This is a genomic window from Modestobacter sp. L9-4 (genome assembly GCF_019112525.1).
Taxonomy (GTDB): Bacteria; Actinomycetota; Actinomycetes; order Mycobacteriales; family Geodermatophilaceae; genus Modestobacter.
Genome location: NZ_CP077800.1, coordinates 2,880,178 through 2,893,667 on the forward strand (window position 1 = coordinate 2,880,178; position 13,490 = coordinate 2,893,667).

Below are 13,490 nucleotides of genomic sequence, written 5' to 3' on the forward strand. Positions count from 1 at the left end.
CGTTGCCGGGAGCGTGCGCACCGCTCCCGGGCCGGCGCGGATCGGCTCGCGCCCCGGCGCCCGGCCGGTGCCGGCCGCCCTGCTCTCCGTCCTGCTCCTGCTCCCCGTCCTGACCGCCGTGCTCGTGGGCACGGCGCCGCCCGCCCGCGCCGCCGAGGACGTCACCACCACCGACGCCCGCATCCCGTCCGGCTCCGGCGAGGACGCCGTCGAGCTCGACACCACGCTCTACCTCCCGGCCTCGGCCACCGCCGGCTCCCCGGCACCGGCGGTGCTGCTCGCCCACGGGTTCGGCGGCAGCAAGGCCTCGGTCGCCGCCGACGCCCGCGACCTCGCCGGCCGCGGCTTCGTTGTCCTGGCCTGGTCGGCGCGCGGGTTCGGGGCCAGCACCGGGCAGATCGGGTTGGACGACCCGCGGTACGAGGTCGCCGACGTGAGCACGCTGATCGACGTCCTCGCCGCGCGGGACGACGTCGTCCACGACGCCCCCGGCGACCCGCGGGTGGGCGTGGCCGGTGGCTCCTACGGCGGGGCGCTGTCGCTGCTGGCCGCGGCCTACGACGACCGGGTCGACGCCATCGCCCCGCAGATCACGTGGAACAGCCTCACCAGCGCGTTCTTCCCCGACCAGGCCGCCGAGGTCACCGACGCCGGCACCCCGGCCGCGACCCCGGCCACCGGGGACACCGGGGTGTTCAAGCGGCTGTGGGCCGGGCTGTTCTTCGGCGTCGGCTCGGTGCCCACCGGGGACGGGCTGCTCGGCGGCCTCACCGGTGCCGGGTCCGGCGCGGCCGCCCCGGACCTGTCCGGCATCGACCCGCAGACGCTGACCTGCGGCCGGTTCCGTGCCGACGTCTGCGCGGCCTACCAGTCGGCGGCGGCCACCGGCACGCTCACCCCGGAGATCGCCGCGGTCCTGGACCGCAGCAGCCCGGCCGGCGTCCTCGACCGCATCACCGCACCCACCCTGCTCGTGCAGGGCACGCAGGACTCGCTCTTCGGCCTCGGCCAGGCCGACGCCAACGCCCGGGGGATCGCTGCCAACGGCACCGACGTGCGGGTGGTCTGGTACGCCGGGGGCCACGACAGCCAGGCCTCCGACGCCGTCACCACCGAGCTGCGCGACGAGGTCGCCGGCTGGTTCGACCGGTACCTGCGCGACTCCGGCACCGGCACCGGCGGGGGCTTCAGCTACCCCGCACCCACCGGGCTGGGCTCGGGCATCGGCCAGGTGCAGGGCGGCGCGCAGACCGTCTCGGCACCGGCCTACCCCGGTCTGGACGGCGGCGACCCGGTGCAGCGGCAGGACGTGGCGGTGACCGGCCCGGTCCAGCCCGTGGTCACCCCGGCCGGCGGCAGCCCCGCCTCGCTCACCATCGTGCCGGGCCTGGGCTCGGTCTCCTCGGCCCTGGGCGGCGCGACGCTGGAGATCCCCGGCCAGTCCGCGGCCTTCTCCAGCGCGCCGCTGACCACCGCCCTGGACGTCGTCGGGGCCTCGACGGTGCGCCTGGCGGTCTCCGCCCCCGGCGGCAGCGCCACGATGTTCGCCAAGCTCTACGACGTCGGACCCGACGGGTCGACCACGCTGCCCAGCGGGCTGGTCGCACCGCTGGCGCTGACCGGCCTGTCGGCGGACCCGGCCGCGCCCACCGAGGTGGCGGTCACCCTGCCGGCGATCGTGCACCGCTTCGAGGTCGGGCACACCCTGCGCGTGCTGGTCTCCAGCACCGACCAGGCCTTCGCCCTCCCCGTGGAGCCCGCGGTCGCCTCGGTGGCGCTGGCGGCCGGCACGACCCTGTCGGTCCCGGAGGTGCCCGGCACCGTCGGTGCCGCCGCCGGGGCCACCCGCTGGTGGGTGCTGCTGGGCGCCGTCGTCGTGCTCGGCCTGCTCGGCTGGCTGGCCGCCGTCCTGGTCGGACGCCGGCGTGCCCGGCGGCTGTCGCAGGTCGAGGCCGACGGCGAGGACGTGCCGCTGCGCTTCGAGCACGTGACCAAGGCCTACAAGGACGGCTTCGTCGCCGTCCGGGACCTCTCCTTCGAGGTGCGCCGGGGCCAGGTGCTCGGCCTGCTCGGGCCCAACGGCGCGGGCAAGACCACCTCGCTGCGGATGCTGATGGGGCTCATCCGGCCCACCGAGGGGCGCATCTCGGTCTTCGGCCACGCCGCCGGCCCGGGCGCCCCGGTGCTGTCCCGGCTGGGCTCCTTCGTCGAGGGCACGGGGCTGCAGCCGCACCTGTCCGGCCGCGACAACCTCACCCTCTACTGGGCCGCCACCGGCCGTCCGCTGGCCGACGCCCACATGGAGGAGGCCATCGAGGTCGCCGGGCTGGGCACCGCGCTGGACAAGCGGGTGCGCAGCTACAGCCAGGGCATGCGGCAGCGGGTGGCCATCGCCCAGGCGATGCTCGGCCTGCCCGACCTGCTGGTGCTCGACGAGCCGACCAACGGGCTGGACCCGCCGCAGATCCACGCCATGCGCGAGGTGCTGCAGGACTACGCCCGCACCGGGCGCACGGTCATCGTCTCCAGCCACCTGCTGAGCGAGATCGAGCAGACCTGCAGCCACGTGGTCGTCATGGCCAAGGGGCAGAAGATCGTCCAGGGCACCGTCGAGGAGATCATCGGCGCCGGTGGCTCGGTGCTCGTCGGCCTCGCCGACCCGGCCGACACCGACCGGGCGGCCGCGCTGCTGGCTGGGCTGCCCGGCGCCGGGGCGGTCGAGCGCACGAGCGAGGGCCTGGTCGTCGACCTCGGCCCGACCGGGCGCGCCGCCGCGCTGTCCGCGCTGGTGGCGGCGGGCATCTCCGTCGACCAACTCACCCCGCGCCGCCGGCTCGAGGACGCGTTCCTGTCACTGGTGGGGGAGTCATGAGCAGTGCGGTGCACGGCAGCGGCACCGGGGCGGCGGCGGGCTTCCGGCCCGAGCGCACCCTGCGGCTGGGCGTGGAGCTGCGCCGGCAGTTCAAGCGGCGCCGCACGATCGGCGTCTTCGCGCTCATGGCCGCGCTGCCGCTGATCCTGATCGGCGCGCTCGCCCTGGGCGGGGCCGAGGAGGCAGAGGCGAACGCCCGGGTCAACCTGGTCGACGTCGCCACGGCGAGCGGGCTGAACCTGACCCTGTTCACCCTCTTCGCCACCAGCGGCTTCTTCCTGGTCGTGGTGTTCGCGCTGTTCTTCGGCGACACCGTGGCCAGCGAGGCGTCGTGGGGGTCGCTGCGCTACGCGCTGGCCACCCCCGTGCCCCGGGCCCGGCTGCTGCGGCAGAAGTGGGTCGCCGCGCTGGTCATGTCGGTCGCCGCGATGCTGCTGCTCGTCGTCGTCGCGCTGGTCGCCGGCGGGATCGCCTACGGCTTCGACGCCGTTCAGACCCCGGTCGGTGTCGCGCTGGACCAGCGGACCGGGCTGGTGCGGCTGGCCGGGATGGTCGGCTTCCTCGTCGTCCACCTGCTGGTCGTGGGCACGCTGGCGTTCTGGATCAGCACGCTCACCGACGCCCCGCTGGCCGCGGTCGGCGGCGCGGTGTTCACCACCGTGGTGTTCGCGGTGCTGGAGGCCGTCGAGCAGTTGGGCAGCATCCGCGACTGGTTCCCCACCGCGTTCAGCTTCGCCTGGACCGACCTGCTGCAGACCCCGGTCGACTCCGGTGACCTGTTCCGCGGCGTCGTCCAGGGGCTGGCGTGGTCGGCGCTGTTCACCGCGCTCGCCTTCCGCCACTTCGCCCGCAAGGACGTCACCAGCTGAGTGGAGTGGATCCGTCGGTGTGACACCGACGGATCCACTCCGCTCAGAGCGAGGCGCGGACGGCCTGGGCCCAGCCCTCGCCCATGGGGGCCTCGGTCACCGAGACGTTGTCCAGGGCGGCGATCCGCTCGGCCATGCCGGGGACGGCGGCGCCGTTGGCGGTGATGAATAGCCGGCCCACGGCGGCGGCCATCTCCAGGTCGCTGACGCTGTCGCCCACCGCGACGGCGTCGGCGGCGGTGAGCCCGCGGCGGGTGAGGTCCCAGCGGATGGCCTCGCCCTTGCTGATCCCGCGCGGCATCAGGTGGTAGACGTGCGGCGGCAGGCCCTCGGCGTCCAGCGTCATGTCGGGGGTGACCGGCACCTCGCCGTTGTCGTTCATGGTCAGCCAGTCCCAGCCGCGCCCGGCGAGCCAGGCGTCCACGGCGGCGGTGTCGACGTTGCCGCGCAGCATGGCGTCGGCGGAGTGCGTGGCGTGCCACGGCGCGTGCCACTCCAGCCGGCCCGGGTTCGCGGCCATGAGCTGCTCGACCACGCCCAGCTCGTCCAGCACGTGCACCGGCTCGCGGCCCGCGTACCGCTCGGGGAGCGCACCGGTCAGCAGCTCGTCCTGCAGGCCGCCGTCCCAGGTGACCAGCGAGCCGAGCTCGGCGATCGCGCCGTCGGCGGCGAAGACCCGGGCGGTCTCCATCAGCTGGGTCGCGGTCCGGCCGCTGACGAGCACCAGCGCGACGCCGGCCCGATGCAGCTCGAGCAGGGCGTCGGCCGGCACGGACGTCGGTTCGCCGCCGGCCGTCGTCCAGAAGGACCCGTGCGGGCCCACCATCGTGCCGTCGAGGTCGGTGTAGACGATGCGGGTGGCCACCGGCCCATCCTGTCGGTGCCCGGGGTCGCCCGTGGGCGCGGGTAGGGTGTGCGGAGTTCCACTCATCAAGAGGGGCAGAGGGACACGGCCCGCTGAAGCCCCGGCAACCGCCGTCGCACTCCCGCGACGGAAGGTGCCCCATCCGTCCCGCGCGGCTCGACGGCCCGGCGCGGGGAAGATGAGGAGGTAGTCGTCGCATGACCATGACCGCTCCCGGCTCCGCCCAGGCAGACGTCACCGAGGGTGGGCCGGTCCCGCTGAACCCCGCCCGCGGCCTGATCTGCCGCAACTGCGGTGCCACCTTCGGCCTGATCGCCGAGCACGCCTGCGCCGAGTGCTTCGGCCCGCTCGAGGTCGACTACGACAAGGACCTCATGCGGGCGGTCACCCGCCAGCAGATCGAGGCCGGCCCGCAGAACATCTGGCGCTACGTCGCCCTGCTGCCCGTGGGCCACGACCCGGCGAGCCGGGTCACCCTGGACCCGGGCATGACGCCGCTGGTCAAGGCCGACCGCCTCGCCGCCGAGCTCGGCCTCACCGCCGGTCTGTGGGTCAAGGACGACTCGGCCAACCCCACCCACTCCTTCAAAGACCGGGTGGTCAGCCTGGCCGCGACCGCGGCCAAGACCTTCGGCTACGCCAAGATCGCCTGCGCCTCCACCGGCAACCTGGCCAACTCCGTGGCCGCGCACGCCGCCCGGATGGGCCTGCCCTCGTTCGTCTTCGTGCCCAGCGACCTGGAGCCCGGGAAGATCACCCAGTCCGCGGTCTACGGGCAGGCGCTCATCGCCGTCGACGGCAACTACGACGACGTCAACCGGCTGACCAGCGAGCTCGCCGAGACCGACGAGTTCGAGGACACCGCCTTCGTCAACCAGAACGTCCGGCCGTACTACGCCGAGGGCTCCAAGACGATGGGCTACGAGATCGCCGAGCAGCTGGGCTGGCGCATCCCGGCCCAGGTCGTGATCCCGATGGCCTCGGGCTCGCTGCTCACCAAGGTCGACAAGGCCTGGCGGGAGCTGGTGGCCGCCGGCATCGTCGAGGACACCGAGTGGACGATCTTCGGCGCCCAGTCGGCCGGCTGCGACCCGATCGCCACCGCGTTCGACAACGGCTGGGACGTCGTCAAGCCGGTCAAGCCCACGGGCATCGCCAAGTCGCTGAACATCGGCAACCCCGCCGACGGCCCCTACGCCCTGGACGCCATCCGGCGCACCGGCGGCTCGGTCGGCCGGGTCGGCGACGACGAGATCGTGCAGGGCATCCGTGACCTGGCCCGCACCACCGGCGTCTTCGCCGAGACCGCCGGCGGGGTCACCGTCGCGGTGCTGCGCCAGCTCGTGGAGAAGGGCCTGCTCGACCCGGCGAAGGAGACCGTCGTCCTCAACACCGGCGAGGGCCTCAAGACCCTGGACCCGCTGCTGCCGGTCGTCGGCCCCACGCACCACGTGCAGCCGTCGCTGAGGTCGCTGCGCGAGGCCGGTCTCATCGCCTGAGCGCCGCACCCGTCTCCCGGCGTCCGGACGGACGCCGGGAGGCAGGTCAGCGGCCTGTCGCCCGGTCGGGGGAACCGCGTTCCAGGGCGGTGACCTGGGACACCCCGCTGCTGTACCGTTCCGCGCGGTCAGCGTTCCACGTTCGTGCTCAGCGGGCGGAAGAGCGACACCCGGCCCCGCGACTCACCAAGGGGCCGTCCGCACGAACGTGGGAGCACACGTGGCACAGGGCACCGTGAAGTGGTTCAACGCCGAGAAGGGCTTCGGCTTCATCGCCGTCGACGGCGGTCAGGACGTCTTCGTCCACTACTCGTCCATCCAGATGGACGGGTACAAGAGCCTCGAGGAGGGCCAGCGGGTCAGCTTCGAGGTCATCCAGGGCGCCAAGGGCCCCCAGGCGGACGCCGTCCAGAACGCCTGACCCCCGCGGTCCACGAGGCCCGGTCCCCGCACGGGGGCCGGGCCTCGTCGCGTCCTGGGCCGGGACCCCCGTCCTTGCACTCGCCGGGGTCGAGTGCCAGACTCCTTTCTGGCACTCGGAGCACCCGAGTGCCAACCAGGTCGGATCGGTGAGGTACCGGAGCGTGGGCCGCAGGAGCGTCCACAGCGCCGGTGCCGTCCGTCGCGGGCACCGGACCCGGCCGTGCAGCGATCCACGCTCGGAGGACATCACCACATGGCCAAGATGATCGCGTTCAACGAAGAGGCCCGCCGCGGCCTCGAGCGGGGCATGAACCAGCTCGCCGACGCCGTCAAGGTGACGCTCGGCCCCCGTGGCCGCAACGTCGTGCTGGAGAAGAAGTGGGGTGCCCCCACGATCACGAACGACGGTGTCTCCATCGCCAAGGAGATCGAGCTCGAGGACCCCTGGGAGAAGATCGGGGCCGAGCTCGTCAAGGAGGTCGCCAAGAAGACCGACGACGTCGCGGGTGACGGCACCACCACCGCCACCGTGCTCGCCCAGGCCCTCGTCCGCGAGGGGCTGCGCAACGTCGCCGCCGGCGCCAACCCGATGGCCCTGAAGAAGGGCATCGAGAAGGCCGTCGCCTCGGTCTCCGAGTACCTGCTGGCCACCGCCAAGGACGTCGAGACCAAGGAGCAGATCGCGGCCACCGCCTCGATCTCCGCCGCGGACCCGGCCATCGGCGAGCTCATCGCCGAGGCGATGGACAAGGTCGGCAAGGAAGGCGTCATCACCGTCGAGGAGAGCAACACCTTCGGCCTCGAGCTCGAGCTCACCGAGGGCATGCGCTTCGACAAGGGTCACCTGTCGGCCTACTTCGTGACCGACACCGACCGCATGGAGACCGTGCTCGACGACCCGTACATCCTGGTCGTCAACTCGAAGATCTCCACGGTCAAGGACCTCCTCCCGCTGCTGGAGAAGGTCATGCAGTCCGGCAAGCCGCTGGCGATCATCGCCGAGGACGTCGAGGGCGAGGCCCTCGCGACCCTGGTCGTCAACAAGATCCGTGGCACCTTCAAGTCGGTCGCCGTCAAGGCCCCCGGCTTCGGTGACCGTCGCAAGGCCATGCTCGGCGACATCGCGATCCTGACCGGCGCGCAGGTCATCAGCGAGGAGGTCGGCCTCAAGCTGGACACCGCCGACCTGTCGCTGCTGGGCCGCGCCCGCAAGTTCGTCACCACCAAGGACGAGACCACGATCATCGAAGGCTCCGGTGACGCCGACCAGATCCAGGGTCGCGTCAACCAGATCCGCGCGGAGATCGAGAAGTCGGACTCCGACTACGACCGCGAGAAGCTGCAGGAGCGGCTGGCCAAGCTGGCCGGCGGCGTCGCGGTGATCAAGGCCGGTGCCGCCACCGAGGTCGAGCTGCGGGAGCGCAAGCACCGCATCGAGGACGCGGTGCGCAACGCCAAGGCCGCCGTCGAGGAGGGCATCGTCGCCGGTGGTGGCGTCGCCTTGGCGCAGGCCGTCACCGTCGCGTTCGACAAGCTCGAGCTCGAGGGCGACGAGGCGACCGGTGCCAACATCGTGCGCGTTGCGCTCGAGGCCCCGCTGAAGCAGATCGCCGTCAACGCCGGCCTCGAGGGTGGCGTCGTGGCGGAGAAGGTCCGCAACTCCGAGATCGGCTGGGGCCTCAACGCCGCCACCGGCGAGTACGTGGACCTGATCGCGGCCGGCATCATCGACCCGGCCAAGGTCACCCGCTCGGCCCTGCAGAACGCCGCCTCCATCGCGGCGCTCTTCCTCACCACCGAGGCCGTCATCGCCGACAAGCCGGAGAAGAACGGTCCGCCCATGGGCGGCGGCGAGGGTGGCGGCATGGGCGGCATGGACTTCTGATGAAGGACCACGTCGCCCCCCACGACGCGCTCCGCGCGCCGAGGGTCCCTGCGACGTAGCCGTTCCATCGGCGCCTGCACCACCAGCACTGCCCGGCAGGGGCGGTCCCGCACTCGCGGGGCCGCCCCTGTCGGCGTCCCGGGGCCGGCGCGGGTGATCACCACGGGCTGGTGGTGGTCACCCGCGTCCGATGACGACCACCAGCCCGGGGTGATCACCGCGGACCACCGCCGTTCCCCGGTGGGCCGGGCGGGGTAGGCGGGCTTCGTGACAGTGGTCATCGGGACGTCGGGGTGGCAGTACCGCGACTGGCGCGGTCGCTTCTACCCACCGGCCCTGCCCCAGCGGCTGTGGCTGGAGCACCACGCCGCCCACTTCGCCACCGTCGAGAGCAACAACGCCTTCTACCGGCTGCCGGAGCGCACGACGTTCGAGGCGTGGCGCGAGCGCACCCCGGACGACTACCGCTGGGCGGTCAAGGCCAGCCGCTTCCTCACCCACATGAAGCGGCTGCGCGACCCGGCCGAGCCGGTGGCCCGGCTGATGGACCGGGTGGCCGGCCTCGGCGACCGGCTGGACGTCGTCCTGCTCCAGCTGCCCCCGACACTGCAGGCCGACGTCGACCTGCTCAGCGAGTGCCTCGGCCAGTTCCCCGCCGGCACCCGGGTGGCCGTCGAGCCCCGGCACGAGAGCTGGTGGACCGACGACGTCCGGGCGCTGCTGGAGCGGTACTCCGCGGCGCTGTGCTGGGCCGACCGCGGCGAGCAGCCCGTCGCCCCGCTGTGGCGGACGGCGGAGTGGGGCTACCTGCGGCTGCACACCGGGGCCGAGGGCTGGGGTTACCGGCCCGAGACCCTGCAGCTGTGGGCGCAGCGGCTGGCCGACACCTACGGCCACGACGACGTGCTCGTGTACTTCAACAACGACCCCGGCGGCGCGGCCACGGTCGACGCCGTCACGTTCGCCGGTGCCGTCCGCGCGACGGGCGGGGAGCACACCCGGGTCCCCACGACGGCCGAGGCGGACGGGACGGCGTGGCCGCCCGCGCCTCAGAGGGCGGCGGGGTCCTCGGCGAAGGTGACGCCCAGCTGAGCGGCGGCCTGCTCGAGCACGTCCTGCACCGCGAGGGTGTCGGCCAGTGGCATGACCGCGCTCTCGGTGCGGCCGGCGCGCAGGCTCTCGGTGACCTCGATCAGCTCGTGCGAGTAGCCGGCGCCGAGCTGCGGCAGGGTGATCTCCTCGGGCTCCGCACCGACCCGGTGCAGCACGATCGTCGCCGGGTGGTGGAAGCGGGGGAGGACGTCGATCCAGCCGGCGGTCCCGAAGACCCGGGCCTGACCGGGCGTCGCGTGGTGCAGTGACGTCATCAGGGACGCCGAGCGGCCGTCGGCGTAGCCGAGCAGCATCGAGGCCTCGGCCTCCACGCCGTTGTCGAACAGCGACCCGGTGGCCGCCACCGTGTCGGGGTCCCCGAGAAGCATCTGGGCGAACGAGACGACGTAGACGCCCAGGTCCAGCAGTGCCCCGCCGCCGAGCTCACGCGCGAAGAGCCGGTCGCTGGGGTCGAACTCCCGCTGCACGCCCAGGTCGGCCTGCACCGACCGCACCTGTCCGATCGCGCCGTCGGCGATCAGCTCGCGCAGCCGGACGACGGCGGGCTGGAAGCGGGTCCACATCGCCTCCATGACGAACACGTCCGCGGCCCGGGCGGCGTCGACCACCTCGCGGGCGCCGGCGACGGTGGCGGTGAACGCCTTCTCCACCAGCAGCGCCTTGCCCGCGGCGATCGCACCCAGGGCGATCGCGTGGTGCTGCGGGTGCGGGGTCGCGATGTACAGGACGTCGACGTCGGGGTCGGCGAGGATGTCGGCGTAGGAGCCGTGCGCCCGCTCGATGCCGTGCCGGTCGGCGAAGTCGCGGGCCCGGTCGGCCGAGCGGGAGGCCACGGCGACCGCGCGGGCGCCCTCGACCACGGCGAAGTCCTCGACCACCTTCTCCGCGATGCGGCCCGGCCCGACGACGCCCCAGCGGATCTCGCTCATGGCCGGAACGCTACGGGAGGCAGACTGACCCGGTGGCACTGCTCATCGACCGTCCCGTCTGGCCGTGGCGGGGCCGCATGTGGTCGCACCTGGTCAGCGACGTCGGCTACGACGAGCTGCACGCCTTCGTGGCCGAGCACCTCGGGATGCCGCGCCGGGCGTTCCAGGGCGACCACTACGACGTCCCCGAGGAGCTCTACGACGTGGCGGTGGCCGGTGGGGCCGAGCCGGTGGGCTCCCGCGAGCTCCTCCGGCGGCTGATGGGCGCGGGGCTGCGGCTCAAGAAGACCGGGCGCGCAGCAGGCTGAGCTCGGCGGCCAGGTTCGCCCGGGCCTGCGCCGTCCACTGCTGGGCGGTCGGCGTCCGGAAGAGCGCCGGCAGGGCGAGCAGCTGCTCGAGCACCGCGATCCGGCCGGTGGTGAAGTCGGCGTCGGAGTAGTGGCCGTACTCCGCCCGGATCGCGGTGGCGTAGGCGACGTAGGCCTGCGGCGGGCTGGCCAGCACGGCCAGGTCGGCGTCGCACAGGACGGCGCCGTTCGAGTCGTCCGGCTCGGGGTCGTGGCCGGCGGTCAGCAGGACCAGTCGCTCGACCTCGGCGACCGTGCCGGGCTCGACCAGCCCGAGCAGCCCGATGTGCGCCCGGTCGGCGCTGACCTGCTCGTTGTCGGTACGGAGCGGGTCGTAGGCGACATCGTGGTACCAGGCGGCCAGCCGGACGGCGGCGGGGTCGGCGGCGTGCGCGGCGAGTGAGTCGACCAGGCCCAGGACGGCGGCCAGGTGGGCCAGGTCGTGGTAGCGGCGGTGCGGCTCGGACCACGCACCGACGACGGCGGCCCACTCGGTGCGGGAGGTGGGCGAGTCCCCGGCCAGGGCCGCCCACTCGGGGAAGTCGACGCCGGGCACGCGCCGAGTCTGACACCTCGGTGCGGGGTGTCGGCACCGGTCGCGCGGGTAGAGTGGAGGACGTCCGGGCCGGGCGACCTGTGTCCCCGGGCTCCACTAGATAACTGCCGCCGCGGAACACCGCCCCGACCTCGGTCGGGGGCTGGAGCTGCGGATGTGCAAACCGCCGCGAGGCGACCAGCGTCCGGTCCGGACCCACGCAGCAGAACGGCCCCTCTCCTTCCGGAGAGGGGCCGTTGTGCTGTGCGTCAGGCCTCGGTCTGCCCCAGCAGCCAGCCGTGCTCGCCGGCGAGCTCGTTGGCAGCGGCCGGACCCCACGAGCCCGGGGTGTAGGAGTGCACCTCGGGCTTGGCGTCGAGCACCGGCTGCAGCGCCCGCCAGGTCTGGGCCAGGCCCTCGCTGGTGGTGAACAGCGACCGGTCGCCGACCAGGACGTCGTGGATCAGCGAGACGTAGGGCGGCAGCGGGTCACCGCCGGGGATCTTCGACAGGTCCAGCGACACCCGCGCGGGGGTGATGGCCAGGTCGGGGCCGGGCTTCTTGGCCATCACGTCGATGTCCACGGCGCCGGCACCGGCCAGCGACAGGGAGATGACGTTGCCGTTGGCCGGGACGTCGTCCACCGGGCCCTTGGGGCGGTGCAGGATCAGGCTGACCCGCTGCTGCTTGGCGGCCATCTTCTTGCCGGTGCGCAGCAGGAAGGGCACACCCCGCCAGCGCCCGGAGTCGATGCACAGCCGGGCGGCGACGAAGGTGTCGGTGTCGCTGTCGTCCGGCACGCCGTCGAGCTCGCGGTAGCCCTCGAACTGGCCCAGGACGACGTCCTCGGGCTGCAGCGGGCGGAACTTCGACAGCACCGACTCGCGGGCGGCGAGGATGTCGTCGGCCTTGAAGCTGACCGGGGGCTCCATGGCGACCTCGGCGGCGACCTGGAACAGGTGGGTCACCAGCATGTCGAGGGTGGCGCCGGTGGCGTCGTAGAACTCGGCGCGGTCGGCGACGTCGAGGTCCTCGGGGACGTCGATCTGCACCTGGGCGATGTGCTCGCGGCTCCAGATGTGCTCGAAGAGCCCGTTGGCGAAGCGGAGGGCGTGCAGGTCCTGCGTGCCCTCCTTGCCCAGGAAGTGGTCGATGCGGAAGACCTGCTCCTCGTCGAACACCGAGTGCACCAGCTCGTCGAGCTCGCGGAAGCCCTCGGGCGAGGCGCCGAACGGCTTCTCGTAGACGATCCGGGCGCCATCGGCCAGGGCGTGCTTGCCGATCGCCTTGGTGTAGCCGGTGAACGCCTTCGGCGGCAGCGACAGGTAGTGCACCAGCTGCGCCTCGTCGCCGAGCTCCTTGCGGGCGGTGTCGACGGCGTCGAGCAGCTGGCCCGGGTCCTCCTCGGTGAACCCGCCGCCGGCGAAGCGCAGCCGCTGGCTGAACTCCTCCCACGGGCCGTCCTCGGTGCCGGAGGCGAACTCCTCCAGGGCGCCCTTCACGTGGTCGACGAAGTCCTCGTCGCTGCGCTCGCCGCGGCCGCTGCCGATCAGGCGCCAGTCCGCAGGGAGGAGGCCGTGCTGGGCCAGCTGGTAGAACGCCGGCAGCACCATGCGGCGCGCCAGGTCTCCGGTGGCGCCGTAGAGCACGAAGACGGTGGGGGACAGGTCGGTGGTCGTCCCGTTGTCGGGCACGTTGATCCTCTCGGGCGCGGCCGGTCTCCGTGGGACGGGAGGCCGGAGGTCATCGGCCCGTGCGGCGCTGCACGGCCTTCGTGGGCGACAGTCTGCCCACTCGTGGAAGGGCTCACCCCTCAGGGGAGCGCGTCCCCAGGTGAGACACCGTGCAGCCGGGTTTTCTTCCATCCCCGTCGCGGCGTCGGCTGAGGACCTCAGACCGAGGGGCACCCGATCGGCCGCCAGGACTGCGTGACCGACCGATGCCCGGCACCCCACCTCAGGACGACGGTCCTCCTCGTAGGCACCGATCGAGGAGGACACCGTGAGCGCACACCACGTGGACCCGGCGCTGGAGGCCGAGCTGGCCTGGCGACACCAGCTGATCCGGTCGTCCGCCGGCCAGGGCAGCTGGCGCGGCAGCTGGACGCGCGGCCGGCGGCGGCGGGCCTGACCGCCACCTGGTCGTCGGAGGGC

12 protein-coding genes and 1 riboswitch are annotated in these 13,490 nt (G+C 73.2%); of the genes, 8 read left to right on the forward strand and 4 right to left on the reverse strand.

Translation table 11 applies throughout. The features are described 5' to 3' along the window. The first annotated feature begins 13 nt into the window (after positions 1–13). Together KUM42_RS13540 and KUM42_RS13545 are read left to right on the forward strand one after the other, a co-directional pair. The gene (locus KUM42_RS13540) at positions 14–2,872 is read left to right on the forward strand and encodes an alpha/beta fold hydrolase (RefSeq protein ID WP_237493057.1); all 2,859 of its coding nucleotides are present in this window, start codon (positions 14–16) and stop codon (positions 2,870–2,872) included. Further along, positions 2,869–3,741, forward strand: a complete 873-nt coding sequence (locus KUM42_RS13545; RefSeq protein WP_237493058.1) for an ABC transporter permease — start codon at positions 2,869–2,871, stop codon at positions 3,739–3,741. The genes KUM42_RS13540 and KUM42_RS13545 overlap by 4 nt, the downstream gene beginning before the upstream one ends. Before the next feature lie 43 nt (positions 3,742–3,784). On the opposite strand, the gene KUM42_RS13550 is transcribed toward KUM42_RS13545, so the two are convergent. After that, positions 3,785–4,606: an HAD family hydrolase gene (locus KUM42_RS13550; RefSeq protein ID WP_237493059.1), complete on the reverse strand. Its 822-nt coding sequence runs from the start codon at positions 4,604–4,606 to the stop codon at positions 3,785–3,787. Positions 4,607–4,665: 59 nt separating this feature from the next. Then, a riboswitch (SAM riboswitch) is annotated at positions 4,666–4,791 on the forward strand. Positions 4,792–4,803: 12 nt separating this feature from the next. Between KUM42_RS13550 and thrC the strand changes: the two genes are divergently transcribed. From thrC to KUM42_RS13570, 4 genes are all read left to right on the forward strand, one after another. After that, positions 4,804–6,105: a threonine synthase gene (thrC, locus tag KUM42_RS13555; RefSeq protein ID WP_237493060.1), complete on the forward strand. Its 1,302-nt coding sequence runs from the start codon at positions 4,804–4,806 to the stop codon at positions 6,103–6,105. 220 nt (positions 6,106–6,325) lie between these two features. Continuing rightward, a complete protein-coding gene (locus KUM42_RS13560) occupies positions 6,326–6,526 on the forward strand; it encodes a cold-shock protein (RefSeq protein ID WP_163611306.1) in 201 nt (66 codons plus the stop codon). Positions 6,527–6,781: 255 nt separating this feature from the next. Then, positions 6,782–8,413, forward strand: coding sequence for a chaperonin GroEL (gene groL, locus KUM42_RS13565; protein ID WP_237493061.1), 1,632 nt, complete (start codon positions 6,782–6,784; stop codon positions 8,411–8,413). Between the two features lie 267 nt (positions 8,414–8,680). After that, entirely contained in the window at positions 8,681–9,505 is an 825-nt protein-coding gene (locus KUM42_RS13570) for a DUF72 domain-containing protein (protein WP_237493062.1), read from the forward strand. On the opposite strand, the gene KUM42_RS13575 is transcribed toward KUM42_RS13570, so the two are convergent. Further along, on the reverse strand, positions 9,463–10,494 hold the full coding sequence (locus KUM42_RS13575; RefSeq protein WP_255557504.1) for a Gfo/Idh/MocA family protein: 1,032 nt from the start codon (positions 10,492–10,494) through the stop codon (positions 9,463–9,465). The two genes, KUM42_RS13570 and KUM42_RS13575, sit on opposite strands and share 43 nt — an antisense overlap. Between KUM42_RS13575 and KUM42_RS13580 the strand changes: the two genes are divergently transcribed. Continuing rightward, positions 10,488–10,763: a DUF4031 domain-containing protein gene (locus tag KUM42_RS13580; RefSeq protein ID WP_237493064.1), complete on the forward strand. Its 276-nt coding sequence runs from the start codon at positions 10,488–10,490 to the stop codon at positions 10,761–10,763. The genes KUM42_RS13575 and KUM42_RS13580 overlap by 7 nt on opposite strands. Here the strand turns inward: KUM42_RS13580 and KUM42_RS13585 are convergent. Beyond that, positions 10,735–11,358 (reverse strand): metal-dependent phosphohydrolase, encoded by a 624-nt coding sequence (locus KUM42_RS13585; RefSeq protein ID WP_237493065.1) that lies wholly within the window; start codon positions 11,356–11,358, stop codon positions 10,735–10,737. The two genes, KUM42_RS13580 and KUM42_RS13585, sit on opposite strands and share 29 nt — an antisense overlap. 248 nt (positions 11,359–11,606) lie before the next feature. Next, positions 11,607–13,031, reverse strand: coding sequence for a glucose-6-phosphate dehydrogenase (NADP(+)) (locus KUM42_RS13590; protein WP_237493066.1), 1,425 nt, complete (start codon positions 13,029–13,031; stop codon positions 11,607–11,609). A gap of 307 nt (positions 13,032–13,338) precedes the next feature. Here KUM42_RS13590 and KUM42_RS20150 point away from each other — a divergent pair, with 307 nt between their 5' ends. After that, entirely contained in the window at positions 13,339–13,467 is a 129-nt protein-coding gene (locus KUM42_RS20150) for a hypothetical protein (RefSeq protein WP_255557505.1), read from the forward strand. Positions 13,468–13,490: the final 23 nt, after the last annotated feature.